Here is an 18,994-nt window from a genome sequence, read left to right on the forward strand (position 1 = left end):
GCGGGGCAAGGAGGCGCCGCCGGGCACGTGTGGGGAGGTGTCGCGCTGCGTTCCTAGTCGCGGACCGCCACGCGGTGCGCGTCCGGCTCCCGGGTGAGGGCCTCGGCTTCCTCCGTGAGGGCCTCGGCCTCCTCCGTCAGGGGCTGGGTCCCGTCTATGAGGGGTTCGGTCTCGCGTCGTGGGGATCCGGCGACCACCAGGGAGTGGTGCGAGCGGCGTGACCGCAGGCCGGTGAGCGTGACCAGCAGTCCCGCGAGGGCGATACCGGTGACCACGATCAGGCCGGGCCGGTAGCTGTCGAGCACGGCCGCGGGTGAGGGGTGGTCGGGGGTGTGCGCGGTCACCACCGCGGTCACGACCGCCAGGAAGATCGCGCCGCCCACCTGGACCGAGGTGTTGAGCAGCCCGGAGACCATGCCCTGCTCGTGGTCCTCGACACCGCTGGTGGCCTGGATGTTGAGCGAGGGGAAGACGAGCGCGCAGGCCGCGCCGATCAGCAGCATGCTCGGCAGGACGGCGGTCGCGTAGACCGGGTCGAGGCCGACCCGCAGGAACAGCGCATAGCCCACGACCATGGAGGCGAAGCCCACCGCGATCAGCCGCTGGGTGCCGAAGCGGTCGACGAACGCACCCACCTTCGTCGAGGAGACGGCCACCAGTGCGCCCGCGGGCAGGAAGGCCAGCGCCGTGTGCAGCGCCGACCAGCCGAGCAGCGACTGCATATAGAGCGTCACCAGGAACTGGAAGCCCACGTACGAGCCGAAGAAGGCCATCGCCCCGAGCTGCGCCCGGACCTGGGTGCCCGAGCGGAGCACGCCCAGCCGGATCAGCGGCCCGGCGGAGCGCCGCTCGACGGCGACGAAGGCGGTCAGCAGGACGGCCGCGGCGAGGAAGGACAGCAGTGTCCGGGCGGACGCCCAACCCGCCTGGGGTGCCTGTACGACGGTGAAGACGAGCAGCAGCATCGACGCGGTGCCGAGTACGGCGCCGGGGATGTCGTAGCCGTTGTGGTCCTTCTCCCGTGCGCTGCGGGGCAGCAGCCTGAGGCCCGCGATCAGGGCGATCAGGGCGATCGGCGCGGGCAGCAGCATGGTCAGGCGCCAGCTGGCCTCGGTGAGCAGTCCGGAGAGCACCAGGCCCATGGAGAAGCCGGTCGCCGCGCAGGTGGTGTAGATCGAGAGGGCGCGGTTGCGCAGCGGGCCCTCGGCGAAGGTCGTGGTGATGATGGACAGCCCGGCGGGTGCCGTGAACGCGGCGCTCAGGCCCTTGATGAACCGGCTGGCGATCAGCAGCGGGCCCGAGTCGACGAGCCCGCCGAGCAGTGAGGCCACCGCGAAGACGCCCAGGGCGACCAGGAACACCTGGCGCCGGCCGAGCAGGTCCGCGGTGCGGCCGCCGAGGAGGAGCAGGCCGCCGTAGCCGAGGATGTAGCCGCTGACGACCCACTGGAGGGACGAGGTCGTCAGATGCAGATCGGAGCCGATCGAGGGCAGGGCGACGCCGACCATCGACACATCCAGGGCGTCGAGGAACATGGCGGCGCAGAGCACCAGCAGGGTGCCCCAGAGCCGGGGGGTCCAGCGTCCCTCGGGCACGGAGGTGGGGAGCGGAGAGGTCATGCCCCAGAGAGTTTCATGCGCATGCATTGAATGCAAATGCATTTAATTCAGATGCAACAAAGCGGGTTCTTTGCTACGGTGCGGCCATGACGGCTGTGGACAGGGCCGAACGGGCGCTCGTGGGCCGGTGGCGCGACATCCTGGCGCTGCATGCGCGCACCCAGTGCGAACTCGACCGCGCCCTGCACCCGCACGGACTGTGCGCCAGTGACTTCGAAGTGCTCGATCTGCTGTCCGAGCGGACCGCTCCGGACGGCCACCGCGCCTCTCGCGTCCAGGAGATCTCCGAGCGGGTCCATCTGAGCCAGAGCGCGCTGTCACGGCTCGTCGCCCGGCTGGAGAAGGACGGCCTTGTCGAACGGGCCATGTGTGCGGAGGACCGGCGTGGGGTGCGGGTCGCCCTCACGGACCGGGGGCGCGCCCTGCACACCGAGGTGCTGCCGGTGCACCGGGCGGTGCTGAGGGGAATGCTGGCGGACTGAGGCCGCGATCCCCGGGACCGCTCCGGCTTCAGCTCCAGGTGACGGCGGACCGCTCGTGCCACAGGGCGGCGAGGGAGGCGTCACCGCTCACCTCCGGGAAGGGCAGCCGGTTCCACAGCGACAGATACAACTGCCCTGCGGGGCCAGCCACTTCGCAGTCGGCCTGCCGCGCGGTCCCCGGGTCCCCGACCTCGTCCCGCTCGGCCACCGGCGGCTCCTGCGACAGCCGTACGTGCCACACGGCGCCTTCGGCATCGGTGGCCCGCACCCGCAGCACCCGGGGCTGCTCGCTGCGGACCCTGCTCCCGGCGCGGGCGTGGAAGCCGCACAGCAGCTCGTCGATGCCGTCGAGCGCGAAGTCCGTACCGACCCCGGCGGCCGTCCCGCCGCGCGCGGACTCCGCGTCGAACCGGTGCACGGCCGTCTCGTGGGCCTGCCGTCGGGCCCAGAAGGCCAGCGGTGAGGCGGCGGGCAGGAAGTGCCAGCACCGCACGTCGGGCGCGGCACCGGAGAGGGTGTCGACCAAGGCGCGGTGCCCCTCGCGGAACCAGGCCAGAAGCGCCGCCCCGTCCAGGTCCGGGAGCCCGCCGTCGGGGCGGTACCCGGTGTGGCCCTCGGCCACGAAGGCAGCCGCCCAGCGGTGCACCATGCCGATGTGCCGCACCAGGTCCCGCACCCGCCACTCCGGGCAGGTCGGCACCGCCGCGCCGGTACCCGTCTCCTCCGCGGCGGCCGCCAGCAGCCGCCCCTCCCGTTCCAGGGCCCCGATGAACCCGGCAGTCTCCATGGGGGCGAGTCTGCCGGACGGCAGCCGCCCGCGAGGCGTCCCGCCATGATCGGTGACCGGTGTCACGCAGGCCCCGCGGCACCGCACCGGCCTGCCGCGGGGCGCCGCGCGCCACCGCCGCCCCGCCGTCAGGGCCGAACGGCCCCCGAAGCGCCCCGGAGGGCCCATGGGACCAGCCCCCGAACCGCTGGATGCTCGAAGTCGGAGGCGGCCTCCCGGGAGGGCCGCCCTGCCCGGCGCACGCGCGGGACCTCCGTCGCACCGGCACCGGAACCCCCGGCCACTCCGACCCGCCGACCGAGGAGGGAACGCACATGAAGCACCACAAGGTCGGTTCCGTGATGACCACGGATGTCATCCGCGCCGAGTACGCCACTCCGTTCAAGGAAGTCGTCCGGCTCCTCGCCGACCGGCGGGTCAGCGGACTGCCGGTCGTGGACGACGACGACAAGGTGCTCGGCGTCATCTCCGAGACCGACCTCGTGTCCCGGCAGTCGGAGGCACTGGACGCCCCGGCGCCCCGGCGCCGCTTCCGGTTCACCGGGCTGACGGCGAGAGCGCGACGGCAGTCCGCGAAGTCCAGGGCCTTCAGCGCCGGTCAGCTGATGACGGCCCCGCCCGTCACCGTGCACGCCGAGGAGACCATCGCCGAGGCCGCCCGGACCATGGCACAGCGGCATGTGGAGCGGCTGCCCGTGCTGGACGAGGAGGACCGGCTCGTCGGCATCGTCACCCGCCGGGACCTGCTCCAGGTCTTTCTGCGGCCCGACGCGGACATCCGCCGCGAGGTGATCGACGACGTACTGGTGCGCACCCTGCGGCTGGCACCCGAGGCCATGGACGTCTTCGTGGTCGAGGGCGTGGTCACCCTGACCGGCCGACTGGAGTGCAGGAGCGAGAAGGAGACCGCCGTGGCCCTGGCCCGGGGCACCGACGGAGTGGTCACGGTGATCGACCAGCTCACCTACCGGTTCGACGACTCCCGTCTGCCGCCGGGGGAGCGGTCGCGCGGCGGGACGCCACCGGGGCCGCGGTGACGGCCGGTTCACCCCGACGCGGTCGCCCCGACGCGTTCACCCCAGCGCACGGTCCAGGTTGAAGGCCGCACTGATCAGGGCGAAGTGGGTGAACGCCTGCGGGAAGTTGCCCTGTTGCTCACCGGTGTGGCTGATCTCCTCGGCGTACAGGCCGAGATGGTTGGCGTAGGTCAGCATCTTCTCGAAGGCGAGCCGTGCTTCGTCGAGGCGTCCGGCCCGGACCAGGGCCTCGACGTACCAGAACGAGCAGATGGAGAACGTGCCTTCGTCGCCCCGCAGACCGTCCGGGCTCGCCTTCGGGTCGTAGCGGTAGACCAGTGAGTCGGACACCAGGTCCTGGGTGAGGGCGTCCAGGGTGGACAGCCACTTGGGGTCGGTGGGTGCGACAAACTTGGCCAGCGGCATCATCAGCAGCGCCGCGTCGAGCACATCGTCGTCCTCGTGCTGCACAAAGGCATGGCGTTCGACGGACCAGCCGTGCTGCATGATCCGCCGGTAGATCGCGTCCCGGCACTGCCGCCAGCGCACCAGATCGGCGGGCAGACCGCGGCGGTTGGCGAGCCGGATGGCCCGCTCGATCGCCACCCAGCACATCAGCCGCGAGTACAGGAAGTTCTTGCGGCCGCCGCGGGTCTCCCAGATGCCCTCGTCGGGCTGGTCCCAGTGGTCGCGCACCCAGTCCACCAGGAAGCAGACCTGGTCCCACTGGTCGCTGGAGATGGGCTGGGCCCACTTGTCGTAGAGATAGATGGAGTCGATCAGGGCGCCGTAGATGTCGAGTTGGAGCTGGGTGGCGGCGGCGTTGCCGACCCGTACCGGCGCCGATCCGCGGTGTCCCTCCAGATGGTCGAGTTCCTGCTCGGACAGATCGGTACGGCCGTCGATCCCGTACATGATCTGGAGCGGGCCGGAGGGTCCCCCGTCGCCGGGGATGATGTGCCGGGTCACAAAGCTCATGAACGCCTCGGCCTCGCTGCTGAAGCCCAGTCGCAGCAGCGCGTAGACGCAGAAGGCCGCGTCCCGTACCCAGACATAGCGGTAGTCCCAGTTGCGTTCGCCGCCGAGGCGTTCGGGCAGGCTGGTGGTCGGGGCGGCGACGATCGCACCGGTCGGAGCGTAGGTCAGCAGCTTCAGGGTGAGGGCGGACCGGTGCACCATCTCCCGCCAGCGTCCCCGGTAGCGCGAGGCGGACAGCCAGTGCCGCCAGAACGCCACCGTGGTGGCGAACTGCCGTTCCGCCTCGGTCCGTGCGCACATGCGCGGCGGCAGCGTGTCGCACAGCTGGTCCAGGGCGAACACCGCCGACTCGCCCTCGGCGAGCTTGAACTCGGCCCACACATCCGAGTCGTCGCCCTCCAGGGGCATGGTGGCGGTCAGGGCCAGGGTGAGGTCGGGGGACTCGAAGACCGCCACATCGCCGATCAGCCGGAGGGTGTGCGGTTGGCTCCCGTACCCGAACCGCGGGGCCACCTTGGCCCGGAAGGGAAGGGAGCCGCGTACGCACAGCACCCGGCGGATCAGCCGATGGCGCTCGGCCTCGACGCAGCCCTCACCGACGGGCATGAAGTCCTGCACCTCACCGACGCCGTCCTCGGTGTAGAACCGCGTGATCAGCACATTGGTGTCGGGAAAGTAGAACTGCTTGGTACGCGCGGGCACGGTCGCCGTCAGCTCGAAGGACCCGCCCCGGTCCGCGTCCAGGATCGACGCGAACACACTCGGATGGTCGAAGGCCGGGCAGCAGTACCAGTCGATGGTGCCGTTGGTGCCCACCAGGGCGACGGTACGGAGGTCTCCGATCAGCCCGTGGTCGGCGATCGGCAGATACCGGGAGCCTCCGGGCATATACGCTTCGCACGGCGTCTCGGCCATCGCAGCCTCCCTGAGCACCCGGCACGCCCCACCGCAGCACCCAGCTTAGGCGCGGGCGGGGGAGGGGGCACGTCCGGTCACCGGCGCGTATGTCACCCGTGCCTACGTCACCCGTGCCTACGTCCCTCCACGCGTACGTCCCTCCGGGGGACGCCCCGTCCGGCGGGGTGTACGGCCGACGCGGCGGGGTGACGCGTCAGACCGCGATCACCCGCACGCCCGCCTCCTCGAAGCGACGCACCGCCTCCGCCGTGACCGCCACGTCCGTGACCAGGGTGTCCACCGACTCCACCCCGCAGATCCGCGCGAACGCGCGCTGTCCCAGCTTGCTGGAGTCCGCCGCCACGACCACCCGCTCGGCGCGCTCGCACAGCAGACGGTTGATCGCCGCCTCCGCCTCGTCGTGCGCCGCCGCACCATGGGTGACATCCAGGGCCACCACCCCGAGCACGGCCACATCCAGGCTGATCCCGCCGAGCACCCCGTCCGCGAGCGGCCCGATCAGCTCGTACGACTGCGGGCGGGCGACCCCGCCCGTCACCACGATCTTGAACTGGGGCCGCACGGCCAGCTCGTTGGCGATGTTCAGCGCGTTGGTGACCACGGTCAGCGCGGGGGAGCCCGTCGCCAGGTCGCCGCGCACGGCCAGGGCGCGCGCCACTTCCGTCGTCGTCGTGCCCCCGGTGAGCCCCACCGCCTCCCCGTGCGCGATCAGACCGGCCACCGCCTCGGCGATGCGCTGCTTCTCGGAGACGCGCCGGGCCGTCTTGTAGCGCAGCGGCAGCTCGTAGGACACACCGTGCACCACGGCACCGCCCCGGGTGCGCACCAGCATCTGCTGCTCGGCGAGCTGGTCGAAGTCGCGGCGGATGGTCGCCGCGGACACCCCCAGCTCGGTCGCGGCCTCCTCGACATCCAGTCGGCCCCGCGCCACGAGCAGTTCCAGCAGCGCCTGCCAGCGGGCGTCGCGCGACATCCGCGTGTCTCCGTTCCTCGGCCCCTGTTCCCGGGCCCCTGCGGTGACCTTAACGCACCTTGCCTTCCTCCGAATGCTTGATTCTGCTCGAAAGCTGGCGATATCTTGCAGGAAATCGCACGGCTGGGAGGGGCGGGGCATGACCCATGTCGAGGACGAGCTGAGCAGCCAGCCCGAGTGCTGGACCCGCGCCGCCGCGGACGCGACGGAGCACAAGAGAGCGCTTCCGGCCGCCGGGGAGCGGGTCGCGATCGTCGGCTGCGGGACCTCCTGGTTCATGGCGCAGTCCGCCGCCGCACTGCGGGAGCGGTCCGGGCAGGGCGAGACGGACGCCTTCGCCGCCTCCGAGTTCCCCCACGGGCGCGCCTACGACCGAGTCGTCGCCCTCACCCGCTCCGGCACCACCACCGAGGTCCTCGGTCTCCTCGACCGGCTGCGCGGGCGGACCCGGACCACCGCGATCACCGCCGACCCGCGCACGCCCGTCATGGAGTCCGCCGACGACGTGGTGGTACTCGCCTACGCCGACGAACGGTCCGTCGTCCAGACCCGGTTCGCCACCACCGCGCTCACCCTGCTGCGCGCCCACCTCGGTCAGCACACGGACGCCGTGGCCGCCGACGCTCGCACGGCGCTTGCGGATCCCCTGCCCGCGGGGCTGACCGACCGCACCCAGTTCACCTTCCTCGGCCATGGCTGGACGGTCGGCCTCGCCAACGAGGCCGGTCTCAAGATGCGCGAGGCCGCGCGGGCCTGGACGGAGTCCTATCCGGCGATGGAATACCGCCACGGCCCGATCAGCATCGCCTCCCGCACCACCGCCACCTGGATGCTCGGCGAGGCGCCCGAGGGGCTCGCCCGGCAGGTGCGGGAGACCGGCGCACTGTGGGTGGCCGGCGGCCTCGACCCGCTCGCCGAACTGGTCCGCGTCCAACGGCTCGCCGTCGCCGTCGCCACCGCCCGCGGACTCGACCCCGACCGGCCGCGCCATCTGAACCGGTCGGTGATCCTCACCCCGGACGCGGACGGCACTCCGGGGTCCGTCGCGCACCCGAGTCCCGAGCCCGGCTCCCGGTGAGGAGGAGCCGTGCCCCTCGCAGCCACCGGTGAGCTGATCGCCGCTGCCGCCGCGGCGCACCGTGCCGTGCCCGCCTTCAACGTCATCACCCTGGAGCACATCGAGGCCGTGGTCGCGGGCGCCGAGCAGGCGGGCGCCCCGGTCGTGCTCCAGGTCAGCGAGAACGCGGTCAAGTACCGCTACGGGCGCCTGCTTCCCCTGGCCCGCGCCGCCACCGAGGCCGCGGAACGTGCCACCGTGCCCGTCGCCCTCCACCTCGACCACATACACAGCGACGACCTGCTCCGGCAGGCGCCCGGCGCGGGCTTCAGCTCGGTGATGTACGACGCGGCCCGGCTGCCGTACGAGCAGAACCTCGCCGCCACCCGTGCCGCCGCGGACTGGGCGCACGCCCAAGGGCTCTGGGTCGAGGCGGAGTTGGGGCAGATCGGCGGCAAGAACGGCGAGCCGCCGCCCGACCCGCACACCCCCGGCGCCCGGACCGATCCCCGGGAGGCCGCCGGGTTCGTGGCCGACACCGGTGTGGACGCCCTCGCCGTCGCGATCGGCAGCACCCATGCGATGACCACCCGTACGGCCGCACTGGACCACGCGCTGCTGGGGCGGCTTTACGCGGCCCTCGACGTACCCCTCGTCCTGCACGGCTCCTCGGGGCTGCCGGACGAGGAGCTGACGGCGGCCGTGGCGGGCGGCATCGCGAAGGTCAACATCGGGACGGCGCTGAATGTCGCGATGACGGGTGCGATCAGGGAGTTCCTCGCCGCCCGCCCCGAGGCGGCCGACTCGCGCGGCTATCTCGGAGTGGGACGGGAGGCGATGGTCCGTGCCGTGGCCCGGCTGATTCCTTTGCTCGGCGACGGCGACGGCGACGGCGACGGCGACGGTGCGGCGCCGCCGCTCGCGTACGGCTGACCCCGCTGCGGCGCTGCTGCGCTGCTTCGGCCCTCGGTGTTTAGTGCGGTGGTCGGTGGTCGGTGGACTGCGGCCGACTGCCGCACCTACCGCTTCTTGACGGCCCTCAGCACCACGAACTTCGCGTCGCTCGCGACCAGTTCGCTGTTCCCGAAGAGGCGGCGCAGCTTCAGGTGATAGCCGAGATGGCGATTGCCGACCACCCACAGCTCGCCGCCGGGCCGCAGGGCACGCCGCGCGCCGGTGAACATGCGCCAGGCCGTTGCGTCCGTCATCGCCTGATGGGAGTGGAACGGCGGGTTGTTGAGCACGAGGTCCACGCTTCCGGCAGGCACTCCCGCCAGACCGTCCCCCACCTCGAACCGGGCCGCGCCCGACGCGTTCTCCCGGTAGGTCGTCTCCGCCGAGGCCACCGCCTGGTACGACTCGTCGACGAACAGCACCTCGGCCCCCGGGTTGTCCAGCGCCGCCGCCAGACCGACCACACCGTTGCCGCAGCCCAGGTCCACGATGCGCGCGGCACCCGTGCCCCGGGGCAGCTGTCCGAGGAAGAACCGGGTCCCGATGTCCAGGCGGTCGGCGCAGAAGACCCCGGCGTGGTTGGTGACGGTCCGGCCCGACGGCGAACCGATGCCGTCGGGGAGCCGGTACCGGTACGGCCACGGGTTGGCGCCCCGGTCGAGCGCGGGATCCGGAGTGCAGAAGATCAGCCGGGCCTTCTGCTCGGCGAGCGAGGTACGGGTCGGGCCGAGGATCCGCTCGAACAACGTCAGGGTCGAGGTGTGGATCTCCTTGACCATCCCGGTGCCCACGATCACCGTGCCCTCGTGCACGGCGGGCGCCAGCCGGTGCAGTTGGTCCTCCAGCAGCGCAAGGCTCTTCGGGATCCGCACCAGCAGCACATCGATCCGTGACGGCGGGGTGTCCCGTGTCGTCAGCAGCCCTGTCGCGTCCGGATCGGCGCCGTTGCGCGCGAGATTCGCCCGGGTCGCCTCGCGGCCCAGGAACGAGTCGACGATCTGCGTGGGGCGGTGCCCCGCGAGTGCCGTGGTGAGCGCGCCCCACCGGTCACCGACGACCACGACCGTGCCGTCGAGCGGGGTGCCGCTCGCCGCGAGGTGCCGCAGCAGATACGCGTCGGAAGCGTCCCAGGCGCGCAGCCGGTCGCGGGGGTCCTCGGGAAAACGGGTCAGGGCGTACGTGCCCCAGGGCGTGCTCATACGGTCGTTCATCGTCCGTCCAGGCTAGCCGAGCCGCGGCTCGGCCCCCGTCCCCGGTGCCGCCCCCCCGCCGACGCACCGCGCCCCTCGTCCCGGCTCGCACGGCCCCACCGGTCCCCGGCTCGATCAAACCTGACGCGCGAAGGCCGGGTGCCTGATCACGCACACCGGACGCCTGATGACACGTGGACCGGATACCTGATGATGGGTCCATGGACGCCGAGCTGTTCCCGCGAGGCCGAGCGCAGGTCGCGCCCGGCGCGGTCCATGTGCCCGACTGGCTGGACCCGGACCGGCAGCGTCGGCTGCTCGACGCCTGCCGGGAGTGGGCCCGGCCACCCGCCGGACTGCGGACCGTGCGCACCCCGGGCGGCGGCACCATGACCTCCCGCCAGGTGTGCCTGGGCCTGCACTGGTACCCGTACGGATACGCCCGCACGGCCGTCGACGGCGACGGCGCGCCCGTCAAGCCCCTGCCGCACTGGCTGTCCGCGCTGGCCGGGGAGGCGGTGGAAGCCGCTCTCGGCCCGGCGGCCGTTCCGTCGGAGCGCTACGACATCGCGCTGATCAACTACTACGACGCCGACGCCCGGATGGGCATGCACCGCGACAGCGACGAGCGGTCCGGCGCCCCCGTGGTCTCGCTGAGCCTCGGCGACACCTGTGTCTTCCGCTTCGGCAACCCGGAGACCAGGGCGCGCCCCTACACCGATGTGGAACTGCGCAGCGGCGACCTCTTCGTCTTCGGCGGCCCCGCCCGGCTCGCCTACCACGGAGTGCCACGGGTGCATCCGGGCACGGCGCCGCCCGCGCTCGGGCTGACGGGACGGCTGAACATCACGCTGCGGGTCGGCGGCTTCCGGCCGGACCCGGAGCCGATCATGGGAGACTCGCCCTCATGACTGGCAAGGCGGCCCCCCGGACGGCAGGGGAAGGGACCACACGGACGCGGCTGGACCGGGGGCGGGGAGCGCTCGGACCCGCGCTGGAGCTGGTGCACACCGGACGTGCCCCCACGCGTGCCGTGCTCACCGCCGAGCTGGGTGTCACCCGGGCCACCGCGGGAGCGGTGGCCGCCGAACTGGAGGCTCTGGGCCTGATCCGGGTCGACGCCCGTCCTGGTGCCGCCGCCGGTGCGCAGGGGCGGCCCTCGCACCGGCTGGAGGTCGCCGAGGACGGCCCCGTGGCACTGGCCGCCCAGGTGCACGCGGACGGCTTCCGGGCCGCTCTCGTCGGACTCGGCGGCCGTATCGTCGCGACCGCGCCCGGCTGCGAGACCGTCGACGCCGACCCGGCGAAGGTGCTGGGCTCCGTGGTCGAGGCGGGAGCCGGGCTGCTGCGCGAGACCGGCCGCCGCTGTGTGGGAGCCGGACTCGCCGTACCGTCCGCGGTCGCCGAACCCGAGGGCCTGGCACTCAATCCGCTGCACCTCGCCTGGCCGGCCGGAGCGCCCGTCCGGGAGATCTTCGCCGAGCAGGTGCGGGCCGCGGGCATCACGGGACCCGCCTTCGCCGCCAACGACATCAACCTCGCGGCGCTGGCGGAACACCGGCACGGCGCCGGACGAGGCTCCCGGGACCTGCTGTGCGTGGCCACCGGCCACCGGGGTGTGGGCGGTGCCCTCGTCCTCGACGGGCGACTGCACACCGGGAGTTCGGGGCTCGCGCTGGAGGTGGGCCACCTCACCGTCAACCCCGAGGGCCGCCCCTGCTACTGCGGCAGCCGTGGCTGTCTGGACGTGGAGGCGGACCCGCTGGCCTTCCTGGCCGCGGCAGGACGGGACGCGGGCCCCGAGATGTCGCAGCTCCAGCAGGCCAACGAGCTGATCCGGGAGGCCCATTCAACCGATCCGGCGGTACGGACCGCCGTCGAGGTCCTGATCGACCGGCTGGGCCTCGGCCTTGCCGGACTGGTCAACATCCTCAACCCGGACCGGATCATTCTCGGCGGACTGCACCGCACTCTGCTCGACGCCGACCCCGAACGGCTGCGCGCCGTCGTCGCCGACCGCAGCCTCTGGGGCCGCAGCGGGGGCGTCCCCATCCTCGCCTGCACGCTCGACCACAACAGCCTGGTGGGCGCGGCCGAACTGGCCTGGCAGCCGGTGCTCGACGATCCACCGGGAGCCCTGGCGGGCGTCTAGCGGCACGCCGTGGCCGCCTCAACTTCCTTGATGTGCGGGTCGGTTGACCGGGTCAGGCCCATTCCGCGCCGTAGGCGCGCCCGGGGTTCACCGTGAGGATGCGGGTCATCAGGTCCGCGCCCACGGCGGCCTCCAGCCTCGGCCGCAGCCTGCGCAGCAGATACGGCATGCCGGGGCCGCCGTCGACCGAGCGGGCGGCGGCCGTCGTGGTGTCGCCGCCCAGGAGCAGCCGGTCGCCGAAACCGGCGTCCGCGAGGGCCCGCAGGGCGTCCGGCAGCCGCCAGTCCATGGCATGGTGGGCGCGGGACGGGCCGTCGAAGGCGAGATGGCAGCCGGAGGAGGCCGCCTGACGCTGCGTCATCAGGTCGGGGTAGCGGTTGAGATGGCCCAGGATCACCCGGTGCGGTGCCACCTCCAGCGTCCCGCACAGCAGGTCGAGTACGTCCAGGGCGGCCGTGCCCAGCTCCAGATGGACCGCGATGGGCGCGCCCGTGGCATGGTGCGCCTCGGCCGCGGCGGTCATCGTCCAGCGCGCATGTGCGTCGAGGGCGTGGAAGCCGCCCGCCACCTTGATCAGCCCGGCCCGTACCCCGGATCCGCCGATGCCCTCGGTGAGTTCGGTGACGAAGACGTCGGCGAGCCTGCCGCGCAGACCGTCGAGTGTCGCCTCGTCGTAGTGCACCGCCTGGTGAAGTCCGGTCGCGGCCACGATCCGCACGCCGGTCTCCCGGGACAACCCGGGCAGGTGCGCGGCCTGACGCCCGAGGCCGTACGGCGTCCACTGCACCACGCTCCCGCCGCCCAGGGAGCGGAAGGCGGCCAGCTCCGCCCGGGCCGCGGACACGTCCACCAACTCCTCGCCGGGCAGCCGGGGGCTGCGGAAGAACAGATGGTCGTGGGCGTCGCAGATGCCCAGGTCCTCGGGGGCCAGATCGCCCAGGACGGTGCGGACGCCGCCCCGGGCGATGTCCAGGTCGTCGTCGGCGGGCAGGGTCGGTTCGTACTGCATGGCGGGCAACGGACGTCTCCTCAGGCGGGGTAGGCGTCACAGCCGACGTGGGTGTCCCACTCGGTGGTGGTGCCGTCCTCGGCCGCCTCGACAACGGCCAGGTGGGTCATGAAGGTGCGCGGTGCGGCTCCGTGCCAGTGCCACTCGTCCGGGTCGATCCATACGGTGTCACCCGCGCGGATCTCCTCGATCCCGCCGCCCCTGCGCTGGACCAGTCCCTCGCCATGGAGGACGTGCAGGACCTGGCCGTGCGGATGGCGGTGCCAGGCGGTGTGGGCGCCGGGCGCGAAGTGGACGTTGAACATCCGCAGCCGGGAGCCGGGCGCGTGGGCCTCGATCTCGTCCAGCCAGACCGCTCCGGTGAACTGCTCTGCCGGTCCCCGCAGGGTGTCGGGACGGCGCCTGGTGATCTGCATGTGCGGGCTCCTGCGGAAGGTCGGCAAGGGAGAGGGGTGAGCGAAACCGGAGGGGCCGGTCGGGAGGTCGGACGGCCGGTGGAGGCGGGCGGAAGGTCAGCCGGTCGGCCGGAGCAGGGCGAGCAGGCCCCGGACCGCGGTGTCGAAGGCGGCCGGTGAGCCCGAGGCGCGGGCCAGTACATAGCCGCCCTGGACCGTCGCGAGGATCGTCGCCGCGACCTCCTCGTCGTCCAGGGAGGCGGCGAACTGGCCCTGCTCCCTGCCCTCTTCGACCAGCCGGGCGAGCTGCTCGCGCAGCCAGTCGAGCGTCTCGTCGACCGGGGCCCGCAGCGCCTCGCTGGCGATCACGTCGGGGTCCATCGTCAGCCGCCCGACGGGACAGCCGCGCAGTACATCGCGCTCGCGGCGCAGATACGCCTCGATGCGCTCATAGGGTGTCCCGGGACCGGCGAGCAAAGCCCCCGCCGTGGCCCGCATCTCCTCGGCGGTGCGGCGGATGGCTGCCAGGGCCAGGTCCGGCTTGCCCTTGAAGTGGTGGTACATGCTGCCCTGGCCGGTGCCGGAGCGCTCCAGGATCGCCTTGGGGCTGGTGCCCACATAGCCGCGCTCCCACAGCAGCTCGCGGGTGGACTCGATCAATCGCTCCGAGGTGCTCATGACCGCACTGTACATACTGGTAGTTACAGAAGTCGAGGGGCGCCCGAGGGAGCGATGCCCCGAGCCCGTACTCCGGAGGAGGTGTGCGCACTGCCGTCGGCCGTACGACGACCCCGGACCCCGTACGGGGTGAGCCTTGGGGCACCACCGAGCACACCGGGCACCACCGGGCACCACTGAAGGAGACGACCGACATGCTGACCCTGGCTCATGGCGGGAGCCCCGGCCCCTGGATCCTGTTCCTCCCGCTGGTCTGGGCGGTCGCGGCGGGCGGGGTGGTGACCGTCGTCCGCCGCGCCGTCCGGCGTGGCCGCGGTGTGCCGTGGCGGGGCGCGGACGCCCATCCGGCGGCGGACTCGCCGATCGCCGTGCTCGGCCGCCGCTTCGCCGCGGGCGAGATCGACGAGGACGAGTACTGGCGCAGACTGTCCGTCCTGGACGAGCAGTTCGGCCGTGCGGCCGGGAGCGGCGCGCGGTGAAGCGGCCCGTCGGCCGCGGGCGTGGCTGCGGGCCTGGGGCGGGGGTGCTGGGGGCGGACGGGGCGGACGGTCACCGCCCGGTCAGCCGGGAACGGCGGACCGGGCGGGAGTGGGGCGTGTCCTGCGCTCGTCGGCCGCGAGCGGACGGGACGGGGTCTCCAGTGCCTTCTCATAGGGCGTGAGACCGGGCACCGGACCGGCTGGGGGAGCCGGGGACGGTGCGGGCAGGGCGAACCAGACGACCTTGCCCGAGTCCCCGTCGGGCCGCACGCCCCAGCTGTCCGCGATCGCGGCGACCATCGCCAGGCCGCGGCCGCTGGTGGCGGTGGGATCCGGCTCGCACAGCACCGGCAGGCGCGGATCGTGGTCGTGCACCGAGACGGTCAGCCGGTCGAGCAGCAGTTCCATCTCCACGGTGCAGGTCTTGTCGGGCTGCGCATGCAGGTGGACGTTGGTCAACAACTCCGTCACACCCAGGGACGCCCGGTCGATCAACGGATTGAGATGCCAGTAGCGCAACTGCGCCGATACGATTCTGCGGACCTGTCCGATCCGCGACGGCAGGGCTTGGAGCTCCACCGTGCAGTGCCTGCTTGGCTGGCTGATCACGGCTGCGACTCCCCGAATTGAGGTCCGGAAGAAGACGAAGTTCGGATCCAGCAAAGGGCCGGGTGTACCCGCCGTCTGCTGTGCGGCTGATACTCCGGCCGCTCGGTGCGGTGCGGCTTCGTACGGGGGCCGCCCGCTGTCGTACCGGCGGGCTGGTTCTTCAGCGTGATTGCCGGTAAACCCAGAGTGATGTGAGACCAGCGTGACGCATGGGACGGCGGACCGCAAATCGCGTGTCTAGCCGCCCCGGCCGGCCGCCCTGCGCACCGCCTCGACGAAGCGCCGCGCGGACGGTGGCCCCGGCCGTCCCGGAGCGGTGTCTTCGGCGCCGAGCGTCAGCGAGTAGCGGGTGCCGTTGACATCCGCCAGCGCCCGGTCCTCCGGCGCGAACCAGGGCTTCGAGGCGCGCACCGCCTGCACCGGCGCACTGTCGATCTCGCTGCCGTAACTGGTCAGCAGACGCAGCCTGCCGTCGCTGATCCGGACCTCCCCGGCCCTGGTGAGCGAGCGCAGCCTCTTCCCGATCCGCACGCCCGTGGCCGTGAACTCCGGCTCCGCCATGATCCCCGTCCCCTCGTCCGTCCGGCCTCTTCCGGATCCCGCCGACCACGCGCCGCGCGCAGTGCGGTGCGGCGCCGACCGGGTCGGGTGGTGAGCGAGTACCCGGTTCCGCGCAGGCAGGTGCCCGGTGACGCCGGGCTGCACCGACCGGCGTTCCCCGCCGTGCAGTCTGCCCGCACGCGGCGCCTCACACCAGTGCACAGGGCGCGGGCGCGGCGGGCAACCGGCGCATTCGAGCGTATGCGCCCCATGGTTTTGCGCCGGTGCGCACAGCACCCCTTTGAGCTGCCAAAAGTCGCGTTTATGCAGGTGGGAAGCCCTGCAAAAGATGTTTATGATGCGAAGCGTCCGACCGTGTGAATCCGGCCCCGGTCCACCCGCTAAGGAGCCCCGCTGTGAGCATCCCGCAGATCACCAGCCGCGGCGAGACGCTCGACGTCGACCGCAGCGACGCCGCGTATCGCAGCTGGCTCAAAGAGGCCGTCCGCAAGGTGCAGGCCGACGCCAACCGTTCGGCCGACACCCATCTGCTGCGCTTCCCGCTGCCCGAGCACTGGGGCATCGACCTGTACCTCAAGGACGAGTCGACGCATCCCACCGGAAGCCTCAAGCACCGCCTCGCCCGGTCCCTGTTCCTGTACGGACTGTGCAACGGCTGGATCCGTCCCGGGCGCCCCGTGATCGAGGCGTCCAGCGGTTCGACCGCCGTCTCCGAGGCCTACTTCGCGGGGCTCATCGGGGTGCCCTTCATCGCGGTCATGCCCCGCACGACGAGCGCCGAGAAGTGCCGCCTCATCGAATTCCACGGTGGCCAGTGCCACTTCGTGGACGACCCCCGGAGGATGTACGAGGCCTCGGCCGCCCTCGCGGCGGAGACCGGCGGCCACTACATGGACCAGTTCACCTACGCCGAACGGGCCACCGACTGGCGCGGCAACAACAACATCGCCGAATCGATCTTCCGCCAGCTGGAGCTGGAGCGGTTCCCGGAACCCGCATGGATCGTCGCCACGGCCGGCACCGGCGGCACCTCGGCGACCCTCGCCCGCTATGTGCACTACACGGGCCACGACACCCGCATCTGTGTCGCCGATCCGGAGAACTCGTGCTTCTTCGCGGGCTGGACCACGGGCGACCCCGACGTCACCTGTGACAGCGGCTCCCGGATCGAGGGCATCGGACGGCCCCGGATGGAGCCCAGCTTCGTGCCCGGTGCCATCGACCGGATGATGAAGGTCCCGGACGCCGCGGCGGTCGCCGCGGTGCGTGCCCTGGAGTGTGCCATCGGCCGCAAGGCGGGCGGCTCGACCGGCACCGGACTGTGGAGCGCGCTGAAGATCGTCGCGGAGATGGTGGCCCAGGGGCGCACCGGCAGTGTGGTCACTCTGCTGTGCGACCCGGGCGACCGCTATCTGGACAAGTACTACTCGGACACCTGGCTCGCCCAGCAGAAACTGGACATCGCGCCCTACTCGGCCGCGATCAGCTCGCTTCTGGAGACCGGGGTGTGGCCGGGCTGATCCCGGTGGCGCGCTCCGGCGCCGCCAGCCTGCGGTCCAGGGCGGTCATCGCGCCCTTGAAGGCGCGTCCGAGACCGCCGCGCGACCGCCTCAGCAGGAACCGGAGCGCGCCCGGCCCGTCGGCGGTGAAGGTCCACTGCACCCGGGTGCCCGTGCCCGCCGGGGTCAGCCGCCACTCCTCCAGGAGCGCACGGAGCCCGGGGGCGTTCGTCTCGTCGACCCGGTAGGCATAGACCTGGTGCGGCACCGCCGCGACGACCGTCTCCCGGAAGCGGCCGCCGCCCGCCAGGCGTACCTCGCGCCCGGCGCCTCCGTCCACCGGACGGATCGAACGCACCGCGGGGAACCACTCGCTCCACCCGGAGACGTCCTCCGTCAGGGCCTGGAAGACCTGCTCCGGGGGTGCGGCGATCTCGCGTGTGAACACCAGGCGCACGGGAGCGGTCCGAAGGAAGTCCGGCTCCACCGGGCGCAGACGGCGTGCCATGGGCGCGACCTCCTCACGGGGCGGCCAGCGGCCCCGGATCGAACAGCGTGGCCCGTCACCCTAGCTGGCGTACTGTCAGATGTCAGTACCGTCCTCGGACTCCCCGGCCACCACCAGCCGCAGATGCTCCGAGATCTCCGTCCGCGCCCCGGCCGGCAGTCCCGCGTCGGTCACCAGGGTGTCCACCTGGTCCAGTGAGGCGAACGAACTCAGGCCCACCGTGCCCCACTTGGTGTGGTCCGCGACCACCACGACCCGGCGCGCCGACTGCACGAGCCGCCGGTTGGTCTCCGCCTCCGCGAGATTCGGTGTCGACAGGCCCGCCTCCACCGATATGCCGTGCACCCCGAGGAAGAGCACATCGAAGTGGAGGGAGACGATCGCCTGGTCGGCCACGGGCCCCACCAGCGAGTCGGACGGGGTGCGCACCCCGCCGGTCAGGACGACGGTGGCGGCACCCTGCCGGGGTCCCGAGGTGCGCTGCGCCGAGTGGAAGACGTCCGCCACCCGCACCGAGTTGGTGACCACGGTCAGCTCGGGCACGTCCACCAGCCGGTGGGCCAGCGCATAGGTGGTCGTACCGCCGGAGAGGGCGATCGCCGTACCCGGTACGACCAGCTCGGCCGCGGCCCGCGCGATGTCCTCCTTGGCGGTCGGCTCCAGGCCCGACTTCGCCTCGAAGCCCGGCTCATGGGTGCTCGCCTCCACCACCGGGACCGCACCGCCGTGCACCTTCTCCAGCACACCCTGACGGGCGAGCGCGTCGAGATCGCGGCGGACCGTCATGTCGGAGACGCCGAGCTTGCGCGTCAGCTCGTTCACCCGGACGCCGCCGCGCCGTCGCACCTCGTCGAGGATCAGGGCACGGCGCTGCTCCGCGAGGAGGTTCGGATTCTCACTCACGTCCGCTCCGTTCCCCTTCATCCCGTTCTCACCCGAATTCCTGTCGAGGGGACGCCCATCTCGGCTTCCACAAGGACATTCTCCCGTCACCGGCGGGCCAGGAGATCTCATCCTCGCACGCGTCGCCACGGCGCGGGCCACCACCCGCACCCCGCGTCCCTCCCGGCCGTCGTCCCCCGGCGTTACCCCTATCGGCGGGTCTCCGCGCCGACAGGTGGACGTACGCC

The 18,994-nt window shown here is 72.3% G+C and carries 20 protein-coding genes; 8 read left to right on the forward strand and 12 right to left on the reverse strand.

Annotation, left to right across the window (positions count from 1 at the left end; all coding sequences use genetic code 11):
* Window positions 1-53 precede the first annotated feature (53 nt).
* A complete protein-coding gene (locus tag ACIHAA_RS05175) occupies window positions 54-1,619 on the reverse strand; it encodes an MFS transporter (protein WP_399813278.1) in 1,566 nt (521 codons plus the stop codon).
* An 86-nt stretch (window positions 1,620-1,705) separates the two neighbouring features.
* Between ACIHAA_RS05175 and ACIHAA_RS05180 the strand changes: the two genes are divergently transcribed.
* Window positions 1,706-2,101 (forward strand): MarR family winged helix-turn-helix transcriptional regulator, encoded by a 396-nt coding sequence (locus ACIHAA_RS05180; protein ID WP_399813281.1) that lies wholly within the window; start codon window positions 1,706-1,708, stop codon window positions 2,099-2,101.
* Window positions 2,102-2,129: 28 nt separating this feature from the next.
* Here the strand turns inward: ACIHAA_RS05180 and ACIHAA_RS05185 are convergent, their stop codons facing one another.
* Window positions 2,130-2,888 (reverse strand): maleylpyruvate isomerase family mycothiol-dependent enzyme, encoded by a 759-nt coding sequence (locus ACIHAA_RS05185; protein ID WP_399813283.1) that lies wholly within the window; start codon window positions 2,886-2,888, stop codon window positions 2,130-2,132.
* Window positions 2,889-3,202: 314 nt separating this feature from the next.
* Between ACIHAA_RS05185 and ACIHAA_RS05190 the strand changes: the two genes are divergently transcribed.
* Window positions 3,203-3,925, forward strand: coding sequence for a CBS domain-containing protein (locus tag ACIHAA_RS05190; RefSeq protein WP_399813285.1), 723 nt, complete (start codon window positions 3,203-3,205; stop codon window positions 3,923-3,925).
* A 36-nt stretch (window positions 3,926-3,961) separates the two neighbouring features.
* Here the strand turns inward: ACIHAA_RS05190 and ACIHAA_RS05195 are convergent, their stop codons facing one another.
* Window positions 3,962-5,797: a glycoside hydrolase family 15 protein gene (locus tag ACIHAA_RS05195; RefSeq protein ID WP_399813288.1), complete on the reverse strand. Its 1,836-nt coding sequence runs from the start codon at window positions 5,795-5,797 to the stop codon at window positions 3,962-3,964.
* A 196-nt stretch (window positions 5,798-5,993) separates the two neighbouring features.
* Window positions 5,994-6,773: a DeoR/GlpR family DNA-binding transcription regulator gene (locus ACIHAA_RS05200; protein WP_399813291.1), complete on the reverse strand. Its 780-nt coding sequence runs from the start codon at window positions 6,771-6,773 to the stop codon at window positions 5,994-5,996.
* Window positions 6,774-6,912: 139 nt separating this feature from the next.
* Between ACIHAA_RS05200 and ACIHAA_RS05205 the strand changes: the two genes are divergently transcribed.
* Both ACIHAA_RS05205 and ACIHAA_RS05210 read left to right on the forward strand, forming a co-directional pair.
* On the forward strand, window positions 6,913-7,851 hold the full coding sequence (locus ACIHAA_RS05205) for an SIS domain-containing protein (RefSeq protein WP_399813294.1): 939 nt from the start codon (window positions 6,913-6,915) through the stop codon (window positions 7,849-7,851).
* Window positions 7,852-7,860: 9 nt separating this feature from the next.
* A complete protein-coding gene (locus tag ACIHAA_RS05210; RefSeq protein WP_399813296.1) occupies window positions 7,861-8,763 on the forward strand; it encodes a ketose-bisphosphate aldolase in 903 nt (300 codons plus the stop codon).
* A gap of 86 nt (window positions 8,764-8,849) precedes the next feature.
* On the opposite strand, the gene ACIHAA_RS05215 is transcribed toward ACIHAA_RS05210, so the two are convergent.
* The gene (locus tag ACIHAA_RS05215) at window positions 8,850-9,983 is read right to left on the reverse strand and encodes a methyltransferase (RefSeq protein ID WP_399813299.1); all 1,134 of its coding nucleotides are present in this window, start codon (window positions 9,981-9,983) and stop codon (window positions 8,850-8,852) included.
* Between the two features lie 212 nt (window positions 9,984-10,195).
* On the opposite strand from ACIHAA_RS05215, the gene ACIHAA_RS05220 reads away from it, so the two are divergent.
* Together ACIHAA_RS05220 and ACIHAA_RS05225 are read left to right on the forward strand one after the other, a co-directional pair.
* Window positions 10,196-10,885 carry an alpha-ketoglutarate-dependent dioxygenase AlkB family protein gene (locus ACIHAA_RS05220; RefSeq protein ID WP_399813302.1) on the forward strand — a complete coding sequence of 230 codons (690 nt, stop codon included), beginning with the start codon at window positions 10,196-10,198 and terminating at the stop codon, window positions 10,883-10,885.
* Complete coding sequence (locus tag ACIHAA_RS05225; RefSeq protein WP_399813305.1) at window positions 10,882-12,126, forward strand: ROK family protein; 1,245 nt, start codon at window positions 10,882-10,884, stop codon at window positions 12,124-12,126. The genes ACIHAA_RS05220 and ACIHAA_RS05225 overlap by 4 nt, the downstream gene beginning before the upstream one ends.
* A 52-nt stretch (window positions 12,127-12,178) precedes the next feature.
* Here the strand turns inward: ACIHAA_RS05225 and ACIHAA_RS05230 are convergent, their stop codons facing one another.
* The 3 genes from ACIHAA_RS05230 to ACIHAA_RS05240 all read right to left on the reverse strand — a co-directional run bounded on the left by ACIHAA_RS05230 (window position 12,179) and on the right by ACIHAA_RS05240 (window position 14,208).
* Window positions 12,179-13,135, reverse strand: coding sequence for a phosphotriesterase (locus ACIHAA_RS05230; protein ID WP_399813307.1), 957 nt, complete (start codon window positions 13,133-13,135; stop codon window positions 12,179-12,181).
* A 20-nt stretch (window positions 13,136-13,155) separates the two neighbouring features.
* Window positions 13,156-13,551: a cupin domain-containing protein gene (locus ACIHAA_RS05235; protein WP_399813310.1), complete on the reverse strand. Its 396-nt coding sequence runs from the start codon at window positions 13,549-13,551 to the stop codon at window positions 13,156-13,158.
* Between the two features lie 96 nt (window positions 13,552-13,647).
* Window positions 13,648-14,208, reverse strand: coding sequence for a TetR/AcrR family transcriptional regulator (locus ACIHAA_RS05240; protein WP_399813312.1), 561 nt, complete (start codon window positions 14,206-14,208; stop codon window positions 13,648-13,650).
* A gap of 194 nt (window positions 14,209-14,402) precedes the next feature.
* Between ACIHAA_RS05240 and ACIHAA_RS05245 the strand changes: the two genes are divergently transcribed.
* Window positions 14,403-14,687, forward strand: coding sequence for an SHOCT domain-containing protein (locus tag ACIHAA_RS05245; protein WP_399813737.1), 285 nt, complete (start codon window positions 14,403-14,405; stop codon window positions 14,685-14,687).
* A gap of 81 nt (window positions 14,688-14,768) precedes the next feature.
* Here the strand turns inward: ACIHAA_RS05245 and ACIHAA_RS05250 are convergent, their stop codons facing one another.
* On the reverse strand, window positions 14,769-15,296 hold the full coding sequence (locus ACIHAA_RS05250; protein WP_399813315.1) for an ATP-binding protein: 528 nt from the start codon (window positions 15,294-15,296) through the stop codon (window positions 14,769-14,771).
* Between the two features lie 237 nt (window positions 15,297-15,533).
* The gene (locus ACIHAA_RS05255; RefSeq protein WP_399813318.1) at window positions 15,534-15,857 is read right to left on the reverse strand and encodes a hypothetical protein; all 324 of its coding nucleotides are present in this window, start codon (window positions 15,855-15,857) and stop codon (window positions 15,534-15,536) included.
* Window positions 15,858-16,252: 395 nt separating this feature from the next.
* On the opposite strand from ACIHAA_RS05255, the gene ACIHAA_RS05260 reads away from it, so the two are divergent.
* The gene (locus ACIHAA_RS05260; RefSeq protein ID WP_399813321.1) at window positions 16,253-17,377 is read left to right on the forward strand and encodes a PLP-dependent cysteine synthase family protein; all 1,125 of its coding nucleotides are present in this window, start codon (window positions 16,253-16,255) and stop codon (window positions 17,375-17,377) included.
* Here ACIHAA_RS05260 and ACIHAA_RS05265 read toward each other — a convergent pair.
* Both ACIHAA_RS05265 and ACIHAA_RS05270 read right to left on the reverse strand, forming a co-directional pair.
* Complete coding sequence (locus ACIHAA_RS05265; protein ID WP_399813324.1) at window positions 17,340-17,864, reverse strand: SRPBCC family protein; 525 nt, start codon at window positions 17,862-17,864, stop codon at window positions 17,340-17,342. The genes ACIHAA_RS05260 and ACIHAA_RS05265 overlap by 38 nt on opposite strands.
* 75 nt (window positions 17,865-17,939) lie before the next feature.
* The gene (locus ACIHAA_RS05270; protein WP_399813327.1) at window positions 17,940-18,767 is read right to left on the reverse strand and encodes a DeoR/GlpR family DNA-binding transcription regulator; all 828 of its coding nucleotides are present in this window, start codon (window positions 18,765-18,767) and stop codon (window positions 17,940-17,942) included.
* Between the last annotated feature and the right edge of the window lie 227 nt (window positions 18,768-18,994).

Origin of the sequence: Streptomyces sp. NPDC052040 (assembly GCF_044548405.1) — a bacterium.
In the GTDB taxonomy this organism is placed as follows: domain Bacteria; phylum Actinomycetota; class Actinomycetes; order Streptomycetales; family Streptomycetaceae; genus Streptomyces.

What these genes read in the sequence shown, in the direction of transcription:
- ACIHAA_RS05190 (WP_399813285.1), top strand. Translation starts at nt 3,203, where the DNA reads ATGAAGCACCACAAGGTCGGTTCCGTGATGACCACGGATGTCATCCGC.
- ACIHAA_RS05235 (WP_399813310.1), bottom strand. Translation starts at nt 13,551, where the DNA reads ATGCAGATCACCAGGCGCCGTCCCGACACCCTGCGGGGACCGGCAGAG.
- ACIHAA_RS05180 (WP_399813281.1), top strand. Translation starts at nt 1,706, where the DNA reads ATGACGGCTGTGGACAGGGCCGAACGGGCGCTCGTGGGCCGGTGGCGC.
- ACIHAA_RS05205 (WP_399813294.1), top strand. Translation starts at nt 6,913, where the DNA reads ATGACCCATGTCGAGGACGAGCTGAGCAGCCAGCCCGAGTGCTGGACC.
- ACIHAA_RS05265 (WP_399813324.1), bottom strand. Translation starts at nt 17,864, where the DNA reads ATGGCACGCCGTCTGCGCCCGGTGGAGCCGGACTTCCTTCGGACCGCT.
- ACIHAA_RS05255 (WP_399813318.1), bottom strand. Translation starts at nt 15,857, where the DNA reads ATGGCGGAGCCGGAGTTCACGGCCACGGGCGTGCGGATCGGGAAGAGG.
- ACIHAA_RS05240 (WP_399813312.1), bottom strand. Translation starts at nt 14,208, where the DNA reads ATGAGCACCTCGGAGCGATTGATCGAGTCCACCCGCGAGCTGCTGTGG.
- ACIHAA_RS05200 (WP_399813291.1), bottom strand. Translation starts at nt 6,773, where the DNA reads ATGTCGCGCGACGCCCGCTGGCAGGCGCTGCTGGAACTGCTCGTGGCG.
- ACIHAA_RS05245 (WP_399813737.1), top strand. Translation starts at nt 14,403, where the DNA reads ATGCTGACCCTGGCTCATGGCGGGAGCCCCGGCCCCTGGATCCTGTTC.
- ACIHAA_RS05195 (WP_399813288.1), bottom strand. Translation starts at nt 5,797, where the DNA reads ATGGCCGAGACGCCGTGCGAAGCGTATATGCCCGGAGGCTCCCGGTAT.
- ACIHAA_RS05175 (WP_399813278.1), bottom strand. Translation starts at nt 1,619, where the DNA reads ATGACCTCTCCGCTCCCCACCTCCGTGCCCGAGGGACGCTGGACCCCC.
- ACIHAA_RS05225 (WP_399813305.1), top strand. Translation starts at nt 10,882, where the DNA reads ATGACTGGCAAGGCGGCCCCCCGGACGGCAGGGGAAGGGACCACACGG.
- ACIHAA_RS05215 (WP_399813299.1), bottom strand. Translation starts at nt 9,983, where the DNA reads ATGAGCACGCCCTGGGGCACGTACGCCCTGACCCGTTTTCCCGAGGAC.
- ACIHAA_RS05230 (WP_399813307.1), bottom strand. Translation starts at nt 13,135, where the DNA reads ATGCAGTACGAACCGACCCTGCCCGCCGACGACGACCTGGACATCGCC.
- ACIHAA_RS05220 (WP_399813302.1), top strand. Translation starts at nt 10,196, where the DNA reads ATGGACGCCGAGCTGTTCCCGCGAGGCCGAGCGCAGGTCGCGCCCGGC.
- ACIHAA_RS05185 (WP_399813283.1), bottom strand. Translation starts at nt 2,888, where the DNA reads ATGGAGACTGCCGGGTTCATCGGGGCCCTGGAACGGGAGGGGCGGCTG.